13 protein-coding genes are annotated in these 15,652 nt (G+C 71.3%); 4 read left to right on the top strand and 9 right to left on the bottom strand.

Annotated elements, in window-relative coordinates:
* The first annotated feature begins 180 nt into the window (after nucleotides 1-180).
* A complete protein-coding gene (locus NQU54_RS11440; protein ID WP_257630954.1) occupies nucleotides 181-1,005 on the top strand; it encodes a maleylpyruvate isomerase family mycothiol-dependent enzyme in 825 nt (274 codons plus the stop codon).
* A gap of 59 nt (nucleotides 1,006-1,064) precedes the next feature.
* Here the strand turns inward: NQU54_RS11440 and NQU54_RS11435 are convergent, their stop codons facing one another.
* The 5 genes from NQU54_RS11435 to pdhA all read right to left on the bottom strand — a co-directional run bounded on the left by NQU54_RS11435 (nucleotide 1,065) and on the right by pdhA (nucleotide 6,782).
* Nucleotides 1,065-2,360, bottom strand: coding sequence for an MFS transporter (locus NQU54_RS11435; RefSeq protein WP_257630953.1), 1,296 nt, complete (start codon nucleotides 2,358-2,360; stop codon nucleotides 1,065-1,067).
* Nucleotides 2,357-3,016 carry a GntR family transcriptional regulator gene (locus NQU54_RS11430; RefSeq protein WP_257630952.1) on the bottom strand — a complete coding sequence of 220 codons (660 nt, stop codon included), beginning with the start codon at nucleotides 3,014-3,016 and terminating at the stop codon, nucleotides 2,357-2,359. Before NQU54_RS11430 ends, NQU54_RS11435 begins: the two co-directional genes overlap by 4 nt.
* Before the next feature lie 152 nt (nucleotides 3,017-3,168).
* A complete protein-coding gene (locus NQU54_RS11425) occupies nucleotides 3,169-4,611 on the bottom strand; it encodes a dihydrolipoamide acetyltransferase family protein (protein WP_257630951.1) in 1,443 nt (480 codons plus the stop codon).
* Nucleotides 4,612-4,633: 22 nt separating this feature from the next.
* Nucleotides 4,634-5,614, bottom strand: a complete 981-nt coding sequence (locus NQU54_RS11420) for an alpha-ketoacid dehydrogenase subunit beta (protein WP_069861326.1) — start codon at nucleotides 5,612-5,614, stop codon at nucleotides 4,634-4,636.
* A 1-nt stretch (nucleotide 5,615) separates the two neighbouring features.
* Nucleotides 5,616-6,782, bottom strand: coding sequence for a pyruvate dehydrogenase (acetyl-transferring) E1 component subunit alpha (gene pdhA, locus NQU54_RS11415; RefSeq protein ID WP_069861324.1), 1,167 nt, complete (start codon nucleotides 6,780-6,782; stop codon nucleotides 5,616-5,618).
* A 322-nt stretch (nucleotides 6,783-7,104) separates the two neighbouring features.
* Between pdhA and NQU54_RS11410 the strand changes: the two genes are divergently transcribed.
* Together NQU54_RS11410 and NQU54_RS11405 are read left to right on the top strand one after the other, a co-directional pair.
* Nucleotides 7,105-7,773: a response regulator gene (locus NQU54_RS11410; protein ID WP_257630950.1), complete on the top strand. Its 669-nt coding sequence runs from the start codon at nucleotides 7,105-7,107 to the stop codon at nucleotides 7,771-7,773.
* 525 nt (nucleotides 7,774-8,298) lie between these two features.
* Entirely contained in the window at nucleotides 8,299-9,336 is a 1,038-nt protein-coding gene (locus NQU54_RS11405; RefSeq protein ID WP_257630949.1) for a phosphotransferase, read from the top strand.
* Nucleotides 9,337-9,499: 163 nt separating this feature from the next.
* On the opposite strand, the gene NQU54_RS11400 is transcribed toward NQU54_RS11405, so the two are convergent.
* A complete protein-coding gene (locus tag NQU54_RS11400) occupies nucleotides 9,500-11,089 on the bottom strand; it encodes a protein kinase domain-containing protein (RefSeq protein WP_257630948.1) in 1,590 nt (529 codons plus the stop codon).
* Nucleotides 11,090-11,400: 311 nt separating this feature from the next.
* Between NQU54_RS11400 and NQU54_RS11395 the strand changes: the two genes are divergently transcribed.
* The gene (locus NQU54_RS11395) at nucleotides 11,401-13,080 is read left to right on the top strand and encodes a protein kinase domain-containing protein (RefSeq protein WP_257630947.1); all 1,680 of its coding nucleotides are present in this window, start codon (nucleotides 11,401-11,403) and stop codon (nucleotides 13,078-13,080) included.
* 116 nt (nucleotides 13,081-13,196) lie between these two features.
* Here NQU54_RS11395 and NQU54_RS11390 read toward each other — a convergent pair whose 3' ends face one another.
* The 3 genes from NQU54_RS11390 to NQU54_RS11380 form a co-directional block, all read right to left on the bottom strand.
* Nucleotides 13,197-13,766 carry a bacterial proteasome activator family protein gene (locus tag NQU54_RS11390; protein WP_257630946.1) on the bottom strand — a complete coding sequence of 190 codons (570 nt, stop codon included), beginning with the start codon at nucleotides 13,764-13,766 and terminating at the stop codon, nucleotides 13,197-13,199.
* 151 nt (nucleotides 13,767-13,917) lie between these two features.
* Nucleotides 13,918-14,421, bottom strand: a complete 504-nt coding sequence (locus NQU54_RS11385; RefSeq protein ID WP_257630945.1) for a hypothetical protein — start codon at nucleotides 14,419-14,421, stop codon at nucleotides 13,918-13,920.
* A gap of 243 nt (nucleotides 14,422-14,664) precedes the next feature.
* Nucleotides 14,665-15,642, bottom strand: coding sequence for an NAD(P)H-quinone oxidoreductase (locus NQU54_RS11380; RefSeq protein ID WP_257630944.1), 978 nt, complete (start codon nucleotides 15,640-15,642; stop codon nucleotides 14,665-14,667).
* Nucleotides 15,643-15,652 lie beyond the last annotated feature (10 nt).

Here is a 15,652-nt window from a genome sequence, read left to right as displayed (position 1 = left end):
TGCACGAGTCTGTCCGGAGATAAGGGCGAGGCGGGCGCACACTACCATCGCGGGCAGGCTGTCAGCCGCCGAACCGGGCCTACGATCAGACCCGAAAGCACTGCCCGTGCGCTCGTGGGCAGCGTAACTTGAACGCACACACCAGCACCCAGCCCGCGCACCAACCGCCCGAGGGGTCCCGTGACCGTCCATCCCAGCCTTCAGACCTCCATCGACGCCTGGACCCACTCCATCGACGCGATAACGGAGTTGGTCAACCCGCTAGCGGAGAGCGAGTGGAACCGCCCCACCGAGTGCCCGGGATGGTCGGTGCGGGACGTCGTTTCTCATGTAATCGGACTTGAATGCGAGATGCTCGGCGATCCCCGCCCCATCCACAGCCTGCCGCGCGACCTCTACCACGTCACCAACGAGCTGTCGCGTTACATGGAGGTCCAGGTCGATGTCCGGCGCTGCCACACCGCGCCCGAGATGACCTCCGAGCTGGAGTACACCATCATCCGGCGGGGCCGTCAGCTGCGGAACGAGAAGCGCTCCCCGGAGACCATGGTGCGATGGCCCGGTGGCACCGAGGTGACGCTGGGGGAGGCCCTGACGCGGCGGGCCTTCGACGCCTGGGTGCATGAGCAGGATCTGCGCCGGGCCCTCAACAGGCCCGGCAACCTGGACTCGCCGGGCGCCTCGATCACCCGTGACCTGCTGCTGTCCGCGCTGCCGAAGGTGGTCGCCAAGGACGCGGGCGCGGCGCCCCAGTCGGCCGTCGTCTTCGATGTGCACGGCCCGATGGAGTTCATGCGGACGGTCCGGGTCGGCCCCGACGGCAGAGGCACCATCGACGGCAGCGTCTCGCTCGGGCCGACGGTCACCGTCACCCTGGACTGGGAGACCTACGTCCGGCTGGCCTGTGGGCGGGTGCGGCCCGAGGCGGTCTCGGGGCGGCTGAAGATCGAGGGCGACCAGCAGCTGGCCGAGGCGATTCTCGGACATTTCGCGATCACGCCGTAAGCCCCTCGGGGGCCACGGCGTAACGGCCCTGGAGGGTCACGCCGTGACGCCCCCGGGGGTCACGCAGGTACGTGCACCGCCTCGACGCGGCTCGCCACCACGCGCTCGCGCTCGCGGCGGTGCGCCCGTCCGCGCAGCCGCAGGATCTGGACGACGCCGAGCGCCTGGAGCACGAACACCGAGGCGAACGCGATCCGGAAGTTCTCACCCGTCAGGTCCAGCAGTACGCCGACGGCCAGCAGTGTGGTCATCGAGGCCGTGAAACCGCCCATGTTGACGATCCCGGAGGCGGTGCCCATCCGCTCGGGCGGGTTGGCGGGCCGGGCGAAGTCGAAGCCGATCATCGACGCGGGCCCGCAGGCGCCGAGCACCACGCACAGGCTCACCAGCAGCCACATCGGCGCGTGGTCGGACGGCCAGAGCAGCACGGTGCCCCACAGCAGCGCGGTGGCGCCGACCGTACCGAGGGCCAGCGGGCCGCGGGCGGCGTGGTGCCGGGCGATGACCTGCCCGTAGACCAGACCGACCGCCATGTTGGACAGCACCACGAGGGTCAGCAGCTGACCCGCGGTCGCCCGGGACAGCCCCTCCGCCTCGACCAGGAACGGCATCCCCCACAGCAGCAGGAAGACCATCGCCGGGAACTGGGTGGTGAAGTGCACCCACATGCCGAGCCGGGTGCCGGGCTCGCGCCAGGCGACCGCGATCTGCCGGCGGACGTAGTCGGCGCCCATATGGGTGACGGGCGCGGGCTCGAAGCCCTTCGGGTGGTCCTTGAGGAAGAGCAGCACCAGGACGAAGACGACCACGCCGCCGAGCGCGCTGCCCGCGAAGGTCGTGGTCCAGCCGGCGCCGTGCAGCGCGCGGGCGATCACCAGCGTGGAGATCAGGTTGCCCGCCATGCCGAAGAGCGCGGCGACCTGGGCGATGAGCGGCCCCCGGCGGGCCGGGAACCAGCGCGAGCCGAGCCGCAGCACGCTGATGAAGGTCATCGCGTCACCGCAGCCGAGCAGCGCCCGGGAGGCCAGGGCCATGCCGTAGGAGTGGGAGAGCGCGAAGCCGAACTGCCCCAGGGTGAAGAGCAGTACGCCGAGCATGAGCACCTTACGGGTGCCGAGACGGTCGACCATGAGCCCGACCGGTATCTGCATCCCGGCGTAGACCAGCACCTGGAGGATGGAGAAGGTGGACAGCGCCGAGGAGTTGATGTGGAAGCGCTCGGCGGCGTCGATACCGGCGACGCCGAGGCTGGTGCGATAGGTGATGGCGACGAAGTAGACGGCGACGCCCAGGCCCCATACGGCGACGGCACGACGGCCGCCGGGCGGATCCCCGGGCAACTGGGCCGAGGTCATCGCACCTCACCCCGGGCGAGGTTGTTCACCCAGCTGATGTGGCGCTGCACCAACCCGGCCGCGAAGGCGGCGTCGCCGGCGCGCAGGGCCCGGAGGATCTCGGTGTGCTCGGTGATGTTCTTGGCGATGCGGTCGGGCTCGGCGTGCATGGTGGCCACGCCCATCCGCAGCTGGCGGTCCCTCAGCTGGTCGTAGAGCTGGGCCAGGATGGCGTTTCCGGCCGCCCGGACGATCTCCGCGTGGAAGCAGCGGTCGGCGGCCGCGAAGGCGGCCAGGTCCCCGGCCGCGGCGTGCATCCGCTGCTCCTCCAGCAGCTCCTCGAGCCGGGCCAGCAGCCGCCCCCCGGCCGGGACGACCTTGGCGACCGCGTGCTGCTCCACCAGCAGCCGGGTCTCGACCACGTCCGCGATCTCCTGGGAGGAGACGGGCAGCACCAGGGCGCCCTTCTTCGGATAGAGCTTCAGCAGCCCCTCGGCCTCCAGGCGCAGCAGGGCCTCCCGGACGGGCGTGCGGGAGACCCCGACGGCGTCCGCGAGTTCGCCCTCGCTCAGCAGTGTGCCGCCCTCGTAGCGGCGGCCGAGGACGGCTTGTTTGACGTGGTGGTAGACGCGTTCGGCGGCAGGGGGCGGCTTGGTGGCCGTATCGGCGGGACTCATGATGCGCACATCATAGATACAAGATGCATGCGCACTCATCCCCCGTCCGCCATGCGGACGGGGGATGAGTGTCAGAGGGTGATCAGGCCCCCGGGATCAGGCCCACGTGATCAAGCCCGCGCGATCAAGCCCGCGTGACCGCGTCCGGGCGATCAGGCCCAGGTGATCAGGCGCTTGGGACGTTCCAGGACGGCGGCGACGTCCGCGAGCACCTTGGAGCCCAGCTCGCCGTCGACCAGCCGGTGGTCGAAGGAGAGCGCCAGCGTGGTCACCTGGCGCGGCTTGACCTCGCCCTTGTGGACCCACGGCTGGAGCTTGACCGCGCCGAAGGCGAGGATCGCCGACTCACCGGGGTTGATGATCGGGGTGCCCGCGTCGATGCCGAAGACACCGACGTTGGTGATGGTGATCGTGCCGCCGGACATCTCGGCCGGGCTGGTCCTGCCCTCACGGGCGGTGCCGACCAGATCGCCCAGGGCGGACGCCAGTTCGGGCAGGGTCTTGGCGTCGGCGTCCTTGATGTTGGGGACGATCAGCCCGCGCGGTGTGGCCGCCGCGATGCCCAGATTGACGTAGTCCTTGTAGACGATCTCCTGGTTGCCCTCGTCCCAGGTGGCGTTGATGTCCGGGTTGCGCCGGATGGCCACCAGCAGGGCCTTGGCGACCAGCAGCAGCGGGTTGACCCGCAGCCCGGCCAGCTCCGGGTCCTGCTTGAGCTCGGAGACGAGCTTCATCGTGCGGGTCACGTCGACCGTCACGAACTCGGTGACGTGCGGCGCGGTGAAGGCGCTGTTGACCATCGCCTGCGCGGTGGCCTTCCGTACGCCCTTCACGGGCACCCGGCGCTCCCGGCCCTGGGCGGCGGTCGCCGGAGCCGCCACGGGCGTCTCCCGGGCCGCCTGGACGGCCTCGGCGGCCGCGTGGACGTCCTCGCGGGTGATGATCCCGTCCGCCCCGCTCGGGGTGACCGTCTCCAGGTCGATGCCCAGGTCCTTGGCCAGCTTGCGGACCGGGGGCTTGGCCAGCGGCCGCGCGGGCCGTCCGCTGCCGTTCAGCTCGGGCGCGGCCTCGGGGCGCGCGGGAGCGGGGGCGGGAGCGGGCGCCTGGGGAGCGGGGGCCTGGGGCGCGGGCGCCGCGGCGGAGGGGGCGGGCGCGGACCGCTGCGCGCTGGGCAGCGGCTTGCGCGGACGGCGCTTGGTGGAGGCGGGCGCCGCCCCGTAGCCGACCAGATTGGCCTGGCGGCCCTCCTTCTCCTCGGGCTCGGGCACGGCGGCGGGCTCCTCGGCGGCGGCCTCACCGGCGGCAGGAGCGGCCTGGGGCGCCGCCTCCCCCGCTCCGGGGTCGGTGTCCACCGAGATGATCGGTGTGCCCACGTCCACGGTGGTGCCCTCGTCGAAGCGCAGCTCGTGCACCACGCCGTCGAAGGGGATGGGCAGCTCGACGGCGGCCTTGGCGGTCTCGACCTCGCACACCACCTGACCGTCGGTCACGGTGTCGCCCGGCGCCACGAACCACTTGAGGATCTCGGCCTCGGTCAGCCCCTCGCCCACATCGGGCATCTTGAACTCACGGAAGCGCTGTTCGACTGCGGTCATCGTCACGATCTCCTCAAGCCCTTCAGTACGCCAACGCACGGTCTACGGCGTCGAGCACCCGGTCCAGCCCAGGAAGGTACTCGTCCTCGAGCCGTGACGGCGGGTACGGCGAGTGGAAACCGCCGACCCGCAGCACCGGGGCCTGAAGGTGATAGAAGCACCTCTCGGTGATGCGTGCGGCGATCTCCGCACCGGTGCCCAGGAACACCGGCGCCTCGTGGACGACGACCAGCCGTCCCGTCCGCTCCACGGACCGCTGAACGGTGTCGAAGTCGATCGGCGACATCGACCGCAGGTCCACGACCTCGATCGACTTGCCCTCCTCGGCGGCGGCCGCGGCGGCGTCCAGGGCGACCTTCACCATAGGGCCATAGGCCGCGAGCGTCAGGTCGGTCCCCGGCCGCGCCACCCGGGCGGTGTGCAGCGGCCCGGGGATCGCGGCGGTGTCGACCTCGGACTTGTCGTGGTAGCGGCGCTTGGGCTCGAAGTAGATCACCGGGTCATCGCTGCCGATGGCCTGCTGGAGCATCCAGTAGGCGTCGGAGGCGTTGGCGGGCGAGACCACCTTCAACCCCGCCACATGCGCGAACAGCGCCTCCGGCGACTCGCTGTGGTGCTCCACCGCGCCGATGCCGCCGCCGTACGGAATACGGACGACGACCGGCATCTTGACCTTGCCGAGCGAGCGTGCGTGCATCTTGGCGAGCTGGGTGACGATCTGGTCGTAGGCGGGAAAGACGAAACCGTCGAACTGGATCTCCACCACCGGGCGGTAGCCGCGCAGCGCGAGCCCGATCGCGGTGCCCACGATGCCGGACTCGGCGAGCGGGGTGTCGATGACCCGGTCCTCGCCGAAGTCCTTCTGGAGCCCGTCGGTGACGCGGAAGACGCCCCCCAGCTTGCCGACGTCCTCGCCCATGATCAGCACCTTGGGGTCGGACTCGAGGGCTGTGCGAAGGGACGCGTTGATCGCCTTGGAGAGCGACATCTTCTCGGCGGCCATGTCAGATGCCTTCCTCGGCGGTGATGAACGAAGCCTGGTACTCGGCGAACTGCGCCCGCTCCTCGTCGACCAGCGCGTGCCCATCGGCGTAGATGTGCTCGAACATCGCCATGTCATCGGGGTCCGGCATGGCCCGCACCGCGTCCCGGACCCGCTTGGCCAGCGCGTCGCTCTCCTCCTCGAGCCCGGCGAAGTACGCGTCGTCGGCCAGGCCCTCGCGGGTCAGCAGGGTGCGCAGCCGCAGGATCGGGTCCTTCGTCTCCCACAGCTCACGCTCCTCGGGGGAGCGGTAGCGCGTCGGGTCGTCGGAGGTGGTGTGCGCGCCCATGCGGTAGGTGAACGCCTCGATGAGCATCGGGCCCTGGCCGGTGCGCGCCCGCTCCAGCGCGGCCTTGGTGACGGCCAGACACGCGAGCACGTCATTGCCGTCCACCCGCACCCCGGGGAAGCCGAAGCCCTGGGCGCGCTGGTAGAGCGGGACCCGGGTCTGCTTCTCGGTGGGCTCGGAGATGGCCCACTGGTTGTTCTGGCAGAAGAAGACGACCGGGGCGTTGTAGACCGCGGAGAAGGTGAACGATTCGGCGACATCGCCCTGGCTGGAGGCGCCGTCGCCGAAGTAGGCCAGGACCGCGGCGTCCGCGCCGTCCTTGGCCACGCCCATCGCGTAGCCGGTCGCGTGCAGCGTCTGCGAGCCGATCACGATGGTGTACAGGTGGAAGTTGTTGCTGTTCGGGTCCCAGCCGCCGTGGTTCACCCCGCGGAACATCCCGAGCAGATTGGTCGGGTCGACGCCCCGGCACCAGGCCACACCGTGCTCGCGGTAGGTGGGGAAGACGTAGTCGGCGTCGTTCAGCGCCCGGCCGGAGCCGATCTGCGCCGCCTCCTGGCCGAGCAGCGACGCCCACAGGCCCAGTTCGCCCTGGCGCTGGAGGGTGGTCGCCTCGGCGTCGAACCGCCGTGTCAGCACCATGTCCCGGTACAGACCGCGCAGCTCCTCCGGGGTGGGGTCGATGGCGTACTCGGGGTGCTCGACTCGCTCGCCCTCGGGGGTCAGCAGCTGTACGAGTTCGGTCTGGCCCGCAGGCTGCTTCTTGGCGTCCCGCGCTGTGGTGCTGCGCTTGGCTCCGCTGCGGCGCGGCTTGCGCGCGGCAGTGCTCTCCACGGTCACGTGTGCTCCTCCGTCTGTCCGGCCCCCGGGATCCGCCGGCGGCCAGTTGCGGCTCGCCCGTTCCGTCGCGGCACACGGGGTGGGTGCGCCGAGGCATGACCGGGCGTGACAGGTTCCCGGCGGCTGGCCCTGCACAAGGCACGTTACCCAGTGCGTCGCGTGTCTGCGAAACCCCACCTGACCTGCAATTTTGCTTGGATTTCCAAGTAAATCGCGCGAGTGGGGGAACTTCCACTGGTCACAGCCCCGCAGGCCGCCGGACAAGCGCACGTTATACCGGTGGACAACGGCACGGGAAGGCTTCGTGTGTGAGACTGGATCCGTGCGCGAAGAGGGAAAAATAAGGATTTTCCTGGTCGACGACCATGAAGTCGTACGACGCGGCGTACGGGACCTGCTCGCGAGCGAGCCGGACTTGGAGGTGGTCGGCGAGGCGGGCACCGCGGCCGACGCGCTGGCCCGGATCCCGGCCGCCCGTCCGGACGTCGCCGTCCTGGACATCCGGCTGCCCGACCGCAGCGGGGTGGAGGTCTGCCGGGAGATCCGCGCGCGCGACGAGAGCGTCCGCTGCATGATGCTCACCTCCTTCGCCGATGACGAGGCGCTCTTCGACGCCATCATCGCGGGCGCCTCCGGCTACGTCATGAAGGACATCCGCGGCGATGAACTGCTCTCCGCCGTCCGGGACGTGGCCGCCGGCCGGTCGCTGCTCGACCAGGTGGCCACCGCCCGGGTGCTGGAGCGGCTGCGCGGCCAGACCACCCCCAAAGCGGATGAGCGGCTCGCCGGCCTCACCGAGCAGGAGCGCCGGATCCTGCTGCTGATCGGTGAGGGGCTCACCAATCGGGCGATCGGCGAGCGGCTCCACCTCGCCGAGAAGACGATCAAGAACTATGTCTCCAGCCTGCTCTCCAAACTGGGCATGGAGCGCCGATCGCAGGCGGCGGCATACGTCGCCCGCATGCAGGCGACGCAGACCCCGAAGCGGTAGCCCTGGCGGGCGGCGCGGGACCGGAGACGCCGACCCTGGCGGAAGCGGAACGGGACCGGAAGCGCCAGCCCCACGGGCAGAGGCCCGGCGCACCCCGGGAGCGCTACGGGGATCCGCCGAACCACGCGGCGAAACCACATACCGACGCCATCCCCACCCCGCGCCACCAACATCCGGCCCCGCCTCGCGACAGCGGCTGCGCCCCGGCCCCCAGGGGCTGGCGCACAGCCCCGGGGCCGGGGCTTGGGGCGGAACCCCGAGATCGGGGGCTGGGGTCTGAGGCGCAGCCCCGGGGACCGGCGTCTGAGGTGTGGGGCGCAGGCCCGAGATCGGGGCTTGGGGCGGAGCCCCGGAGCCGGGGGCTGGGGCGGAGCCCCAGTTTCGGGAAGGGGCGGGGAGGGGAACAGCCCGCCGCAGGCGCCACCACGCGCCGACCCCGCCCCGGTCAACAGGCCGCGCCCCAGGGCACCGTCTCCCATCCCAGTGCGCACTGACGACGACGCCCGGTGATCTAACATCTGGCAGGTGCCGCGCTCACTTGTACACTGCGCCGAAGCCGCTCCCGACGGGGAAACCCTGAGCGCCCTGCTCCGCCGCTACGACACCGCCGGTGAGGCCGTCTCCTGCGAACCGCTCACCCAGGGACTGCTCAACCGGGGCTACCGCCTCGCCACCACCCGCGGCCGGTTCTTCCTCAAACACCACCTCGACGGCGACCGCGCCGCCATCACCCGCCAGCACCGGGTCACCCAGCGGCTGGAGGCGCTCGGAGTGCCCGTCGCCCCGCCGGTCCCCGACGCCGACGGCCGTACGGTCGCCGTGATCGGCGGCCGCTGCTACGCGTTACACCCCTGGATCGACGGGCGGCACCGCGACGGCGGTGAGCTGACCGCACCGCAGTGCTGGCGGCTGGGCGGGCTGCTCGGGCTCGTCCACACCTGTCTGGAGCGCGTCATGCGGGCCCGTACGGGCGACCGCAGACCGCCCGGGGACGCGGCCGTCCCCGAGGACACCTTCGCCGTCATCGACGAGCTGCTCGCGCTGATCCGGGGGCGCCGCGACCGCGACACCTTCGACGAACTCGCCGAGCACCGCCTGGTCGAGCGGCGGACGCTGCTGGAGCGGCACGCCCACCGCCGCCCGGAGGCCCACGCCGTCCCGGTGGCCGGCTGGGTGCACGGCGACTTCCACCCACTGAACCTGCTCTACCGCGACACGGAACCGGCCGCCATCGTCGACTGGGACCGGCTCGGGGTGCAGCCGCGCGCCGAGGAGGCGGTCCGGGCCGCCGCGATCTTCTTCGTACGGCCCGGCGGCACCCTGGAGCTCGCCAAGGTGCGGTCCTACGCACGGGCGTACCGCTGCGCGGCGGGGGCCGGGACCTCCGAGATGGCCGCGGCCGTGCACCGGGTGTGGTGGGAGCGGCTCAACGACTTCTGGATGCTGCGCTGGCGCTACCAGCTCGGGGACCGGCGCGCCGACCCGCAGTTCCCGGCGGCCGCCGCACTGGTGGTGTGGTGGACCCGGGAGTACGACGCGGTCTGCGACGCCTTCTGCGGGTGAGGGTGGCTTCCGTGGCCGCGGGAGGGCGTTCCCGCGGCGGCCGGAGCGGGTGCTCCTACGGCCGAAGGGCCCCTTCCGCGGGGAAGGGGCCCTTCTCCTACACCTGAGGCCGAGGGGTCACGCCTGAGGCCGAGGGGGCGCCGCGGGGCGCCGCCCCCGGTCGTCAGGGGGCCTGGCCGCCGCCGTCCGTGGCGCCCGCCGTGCCACCGGTGGGCTCGCTGGTACCCGGCTCCGTCTCCGGGTCCGTCGGCGGGGTGGTCGGCTCGTCGCCGCCCGAGGTGGTCGGCTCGCCGGTCGGCTCGTTCGTGCCCGGATCCGTCTCCGAGTCCGTCGGCAAGTCCGTGGGCCTGTCGGAGTACGTCGGCGTCGGGTCCTCGGTCGGGGTGTAGTCGCTGCCCGTGTCCCCGGAGGTGGTCTCGTCGGTCGGGGCCGAATCGTCGGTCGACTCATCGGTCGGCCGGTCGGTCGGCTCATCGGTCTTCTCGTCCTGGGTGACCGACGTCTGGTGCTTGCCCGGCTGCTTCCCGTCGTCCTTGTTGCCGGCCTGGAGGGCGAAGGCGACCCCCGCCGCGACCGCGAGCACCGCGAGCACCGCGATCAGCCACATCCTGCCGCGGCCCTTACGGCGGCCGCCGCCGCGGCCGTGGTAGCCGCCGTCACCGCCGCCGGGGCCGATGACGATCGGCTGCTGGGAGGTCTCGCCGTGGCCCGGGTGCGGCAGCGCGGTGGTGGCCCCGGACAGGCCCGGCATGCCCATGGCGGGGGTGGCGGCGCCCAGGTGCTGGGTGACCGGGCCGGTGTTCCAGACACCGGTGTGGCCGCCCGCCTCATGGAGCATCTGGAGCGCGTACTGGACCATTCCGCGCATTTCCTCGGCGCTCTGGAACCGGTCGTCCGGGTCCTTGGCGAGGGAGCGCATGACCAGGCCGTCCAGCTCCGGCGGCACGGTGCCGGAGGTCTCCGACGGGGGCACCGGGGTGTCCTGGACGTGCTGGTAGACCACCGACAGCGGGGTCTCCCCGGTGAACGGCGGGCGCAGCGCCAGCAGCTCGTAGAGCAGACATCCGGTGGCGTACAGGTCGGAGCGGTGGTCCACGGCCTTGCCGAGGGCCTGCTCCGGCGAAAGGTACTGCGGTGTGCCCATGACCATGCCGGTCTGGGTCATGGTGGACTGCGCGCCGTGCAGGGCGCGGGCGATGCCGAAGTCCATCACCTTGACCGCGCCGCCGTGGGTGATGATCACGTTGGCGGGCTTGATGTCACGGTGCACGATGCCGTGCTGATGGCTGTAGGCCAGCGCCTCCAGCACCCCGGAGACGATGATCAGCGCCTGGTCCGGCGGCGGCGCCTCGGCGTTCAGCAGCAGATCGCGGATGGTCCGGCCCTCGACCAGCTCCATGACGATGTACGGCACGGTGTTCGGACCGACGACGTCCTCACCGGAGTCGTAGACCGCCACCACGGCGTGGTGGTTCAGCCCCGCGACGGACTGTGCCTCGCGGGTGAAGCGGGCCTTGGAGACCGGGTCCTCGGCCAGGTCGGCGCGGAGCAGCTTCACCGCGACCGTCCGGCCGAGCCGGAGGTCCTCGGCGGCGAAGACCTCCGCCATGCCGCCGCGGCCGAGCCGGCTCGTCAGCCGATATCGGCCATCGCCGACAAGTCCTCCATTACCCCACGTCTCGGGCGTGTCCGGCATTCCGGGTCCGCTGGCGTCAGGTTCGGAGGGCCCCTGGGCGCCCTGGGTCTGTGCCATCGGTCCTCGCCGTCTCGTTCTCGGTGGGGGTCTGGTCGAGATCGCCCCGCCCACGGGCGGTACGGTTCCTGCTAGGCACGCTACAGCCTTCGCGTCGCGCATCGGTTGGTGATGGACCGGCCATCAAACCTGTTGACGGTGAAGCGATGCAAATCGCGTGACGGGTTCTTGCGCATCCGGTCACGGAACGGGCACGCGGCTTGACGTGTCCGTGGCCTGGGGCAGACTTGGCCACGATATCCAGAACATCAAGATCAATGCGTCGAAACGTGCGCGTCAGAGTAGTGAGTGCGCCAGGGGGGAAGTACGAAATGAGCCAGTACGGCGCATCGGGCAGGTATCAGGGCCACTCTCTGGCGAACGGCCGCTATCAGCTCCGTGACCTGCTGGGCGAGGGCGGAATGGCCTCCGTTCACCTGGCCTATGACTCCGTACTGGACCGTCAGGTCGCGATCAAGACGCTCCACACCGAGCTGGGACGCGAACAGTCCTTCCGCGAGCGCTTCCGCCGCGAGGCCCAGGCGGTGGCGAAACTCACGCACACCAATATCGTCTCGGTCTTCGACACCGGCGAGGACTCCATCGACGGCTCGCTGATGCCGTACATCGTCATGGAGTACGTCGAGGGGCAGCCGCTGCGCTCGGTTCTGGACACCGATGTCCGGCAGTACGGCGCGATGCCGACCGAAAAAGCGCTGAAGATCACAAGCGATGTGCTGGCGGCGCTGGAGATCAGCCATGAGATGGGGCTGGTCCACCGCGACATCAAGCCCGGTAACGTGATGATGACCAAGCGTAATGTGGTCAAAGTCATGGACTTCGGCATCGCCCGCGCCATGCAGTCCGGGGTCACCTCCATGACCCAGACCGGCATGGTCGTCGGCACTCCGCAGTACCTCTCCCCCGAGCAGGCGCTGGGCCGCGGCGTCGACGCCCGCAGCGATCTGTACTCGGTCGGCATCATGCTCTTCGAGCTGCTGACCGGCCGGCTGCCCTTCGACGCGGACTCGCCGCTGGCCATCGCGTACGCGCACGTCCAGGAGGAGCCGGTCACGCCCTCCACGATCAACCAGTCCATACCCCCGGCGGTGGACGCGCTGGTCGCCCGAGCCCTGAAGAAGAACCCGAACGAGCGCTTCCCGACCGCCGAGGCCATGCGTGACGAATGCGCGCGGGTCACCCGCATCGGACAGACCGGCGCCTCGCCGATCATCATCAGCGGCGGTCCGCCGGCCCGCAGCGGCTCCGGTGTCGGCTCGGCGGTCTTCCCGCCGATCGACCAGCAGACGCCCACGCCCGGCCCCGGCGGCGTCCAGACGCCGTACCAGCCGCAGCACTCCGCCGGGCAGCCCTCCGTCCCCGGGCAGTACGGCGCCTTCGGCCCGTCCACGCCGCCGCCGTCCGGCGCGCAGCTGGGGCAGCAGGGCTACCAGACCCCGACGCCGTCGTACCAGGGCGGGCCCGGCGGCCCCAGTACCCCGCCGCCGTACAACATCTCGCCCTCGACGCCGTCCGGAAGCGGCGGCGGCAACGGCAACAAGCGCGTGATCATCGGCTCGGCCGTCGTCGCGGCGGTCGCGGTCATCGCCGTGATCCTGGTCATCGCGCTGAGCGGCAGCGACGGCGGTTCCAAGGACGAGAGCAAGGGGGGCGACGGCGGCGACAAGTCGGCCTCGCCGACGGCCTCCGACACCGCCTCGGGCTTCCGCATGGGCGACAAGACCAAGACCATCGAGGCGTCGAAGTGCACCGACGCGTACGAGAACACCGACGAGAAGGGCACGTACTCGGTGCCCGACTTCCAGAACCTCTACATCGACTCGGTCAAGAAGTGCATCCGGGCGGCGGGCTGGAAGTACCGCGTGGTGCCCCAGGACGAGAATCTGTGGGGCAAGGGCACCGTCCTCAATTACACGTACCGGAACTACGAGCCGTACAACCCCAAGACGGACACCATCGAGCTGACCGTCTCCACCGGCAACCCGGAGTAACCGCGGCTCGCACCACGCCTTCGGCGCGACGACGCGGCGGGCCCCACCTTCCGATGGGGCCCGCCGCGTCGTTTCGTCGTATCCGGTCGCGAGGCTCAGAGATCCGGTCGCGAGGCTCAGAGATAAGGACCCGAGCGGGCGCCGCTCTGCTTGAGCGCGCCCTCGTCCTCCTCGCCCCCGCCGATCCCCGGCGGCAGCGCCCGGCGCATCTGCTCCAGCTGGGCGCGCGCCGCCATCTGCTGGGCGAACAGGGTGGTCTGGATGCCGTGGAACAGCCCCTCCAGCCAGCCGACCAACTGGGCCTGGGCGATGCGCAGTTCCGCCTCGGTCGGCACCGCCTCGTCCGTGAAGGGCAACGACAGCCGCTCCAGCTCCCCGATCAGCTCGGGGGCGAGCCCGTCCTCCAGCTCCTTCACCGAGCTGGAGTGGATCTCCTTGAGCCTCACCCGGCTGGCCTCGTCGAGAGGTGCGGCGCGGACCTCCTCCAGAAGCTGCTTGATCATGCTGCCGATCCGCATGACTTTCGCCGGCTGTTCGACCATGTCGGTCACGGGAATCTCGCGCGACTCGTCGTCACCACTTCCCTCTCCGGAAGCAGGAGCGACGCCACCGAGTGCCATGCCGTCCGGACCGACGACCAGGACGTGCGGGCTCTCCTGCGCTCGTTCGTTCATCGGCTGGTTCATACCCCCATTGTTCCGCACCGGCACCCGGTACGGCGGGCGAGGGTCGAGGATTGGGCACCGATACCGGTGGGGTATCGGCGAGGCCGTCGGTGACGGGGGTCTGCGGCGGAGGTCTACGACGGGTATCGGTGGCGAATGTCCGTGGCGGCCGTCAGCGGCGACGCAGCCGGAGACCGAAGAACGCCAGGCCGAGGCCGAGGCCGGTGAGCGCCAGACCGGTGCCCAGCGGCAGCACCCGCATCGCCCGCCCACTGGGCTCGGCGGCGGTCCGCTGAGCACCGTAAGGCTGCCCGGACGGGAAGGGCTCGCGCGCCTGGTCCCGGTCGGTCCGCTGCGGTACGGGAAGGGAGGAGGCCGTCCACTCGGGTACCAGCGAGAAGCGCCCGGTCCCCTCCTCGTCGTTCCGGTGCCCCTGGTCGCCGTCTCCCCTCCCGGCCGAGGGGTCCTCGTCCGACGGGTCCTCGTCGGACGGCGCGGGGGTGGGCGTCTCGGTGCGGCCGGGGTGCGTACGGCCCTCGCCCGCGCGGGTGCCCGCCAGCCCGCCGCCGTCGTCGGCGGGGGTCGCGGAGGCGGCGGACGCGGTGGGGGTGGCGGTCAGGGCGGTGCCCGCCAGCAGGGCCGCCGCGGGGAGCGTGCGAAGCGTCGCGGGGTTCACGGTGGTCACCCTCCCGTGCCGAACCATTGCGTACGGAATCAGCGTCACATGAGGGTACGGACCGGGCATCCTGAACGCCGCCGTACGGACGCGGCGTCACCGTAAGGAGGCGGGCGCCACCGTAAGGACGCGACGTCACCGTAAAGGCCGTAAGGACCGCGCCGAGCCGGTGCCGGTCCACGCCCGGAGCGGTCGGGATCGATCGGGACGGAGTCCGTCCGGAGCGATCCCGACCCGCGTCGCTCAGGTCGTCAGCAGGATCTTCCCCACATGTTCACTGGACTCCATCAGCCGGTGGGCCTCCGGGGCCTCCCGCATCGGAACGGTGCGGTAGACGATCGGGCGGACCCGGCCGCCGCCGATCAGCGGCCAGACGTGCTCCCGCACCGCCGCGATGATCGCCGACTTCTGCGCCAGCGAGCGGCCCCGCAGCCCGGTGGCCGTCACGGCGGCGCTCTTGGACAGCAGGGTGCCCAGGTTCAGCTCGGCCTTCACCCCGCCCTGAAGGCCGATGATCGCCAGGCGCCCGTTGAGGGCGAGCGTCTCCACGTTCCGGGCGAGGTACTTCGCGCCGAGGATGTCCAGGATGACGTCCGCCCCCGCGCCGTCGGTGGCCCGGCGGACCTCCTCGACGAAGTCCTGCTCGCGGTAATCGATCAGGATGTCGGCCCCCAGCTCCCGGCAGGCCGCCAGCTTCTCCGGGCCGCCCGCGGTCACCGCGACCCGCGCCCCGACGGCCTTCGCGAGCTGGATCGCCATGGTGCCGATGCCGCTCGAACCGCCGTGCGCCAACAGCGTCTCGCCCGGCCGGAGATGGGAGATCATGAAGACGTTGGACCATACGGTCGCCGTCACTTCGGGCAGCGCGGCGGACGTGACCAGGTCCACGCCCTCGGGGACGGGCAGCAGCTGCCCGGACGGGACCACCACCTTCTCGGCGTATCCACCGCCCGCGAGCAGGGCGCACACCTCATCGCCCACCGCCCAGCCGGTGACGCCGGGGCCCAGCGCCGAGATCCGGCCCGAGCACTCGAGACCGGGGTAGGGCGGGATTCCGGGCGGCGACGGATAGTGGCCCTGGCGCTGGAGCACATCGGCGCGGTTGACGCCGGCGGCCGCCACGTCGACCAGGACCTCGCCCTCACCGGGCACGGGATCGGAGACCTCGGCCCATACCAGCGCTTCGGGGCCACCGGGTTCGGGAATCGTGATCGCATGCATGGCCGCGAGG

The sequence above is a fragment of the Streptomyces malaysiensis subsp. samsunensis genome (assembly GCF_024519315.1).
Taxonomy (GTDB): domain Bacteria; phylum Actinomycetota; class Actinomycetes; order Streptomycetales; family Streptomycetaceae; genus Streptomyces; species Streptomyces malaysiensis.
Note: the sequence above shows the minus strand (reverse complement) of the source record. Positions and strands in the feature narration are given on the sequence as shown.

Bases quoted from the DNA above. Each gene is read 5' to 3' on its own strand.
- NQU54_RS11435 (WP_257630953.1), bottom strand. From the start codon at position 2,360: ATGACCTCGGCCCAGTTGCCCGGGGATCCGCCCGGCGGCCGTCGTGCC.
- NQU54_RS11430 (WP_257630952.1), bottom strand. From the start codon at position 3,016: ATGAGTCCCGCCGATACGGCCACCAAGCCGCCCCCTGCCGCCGAACGC.
- NQU54_RS11425 (WP_257630951.1), bottom strand. From the start codon at position 4,611: ATGACCGCAGTCGAACAGCGCTTCCGTGAGTTCAAGATGCCCGATGTG.
- NQU54_RS11420 (WP_069861326.1), bottom strand. From the start codon at position 5,614: ATGGCCGCCGAGAAGATGTCGCTCTCCAAGGCGATCAACGCGTCCCTT.
- NQU54_RS11400 (WP_257630948.1), bottom strand. From the start codon at position 11,089: ATGGCACAGACCCAGGGCGCCCAGGGGCCCTCCGAACCTGACGCCAGC.
- NQU54_RS11395 (WP_257630947.1), top strand. From the start codon at position 11,401: ATGAGCCAGTACGGCGCATCGGGCAGGTATCAGGGCCACTCTCTGGCG.
- NQU54_RS11390 (WP_257630946.1), bottom strand. From the start codon at position 13,766: ATGAACCAGCCGATGAACGAACGAGCGCAGGAGAGCCCGCACGTCCTG.
- NQU54_RS11380 (WP_257630944.1), bottom strand. From the start codon at position 15,642: ATGCATGCGATCACGATTCCCGAACCCGGTGGCCCCGAAGCGCTGGTA.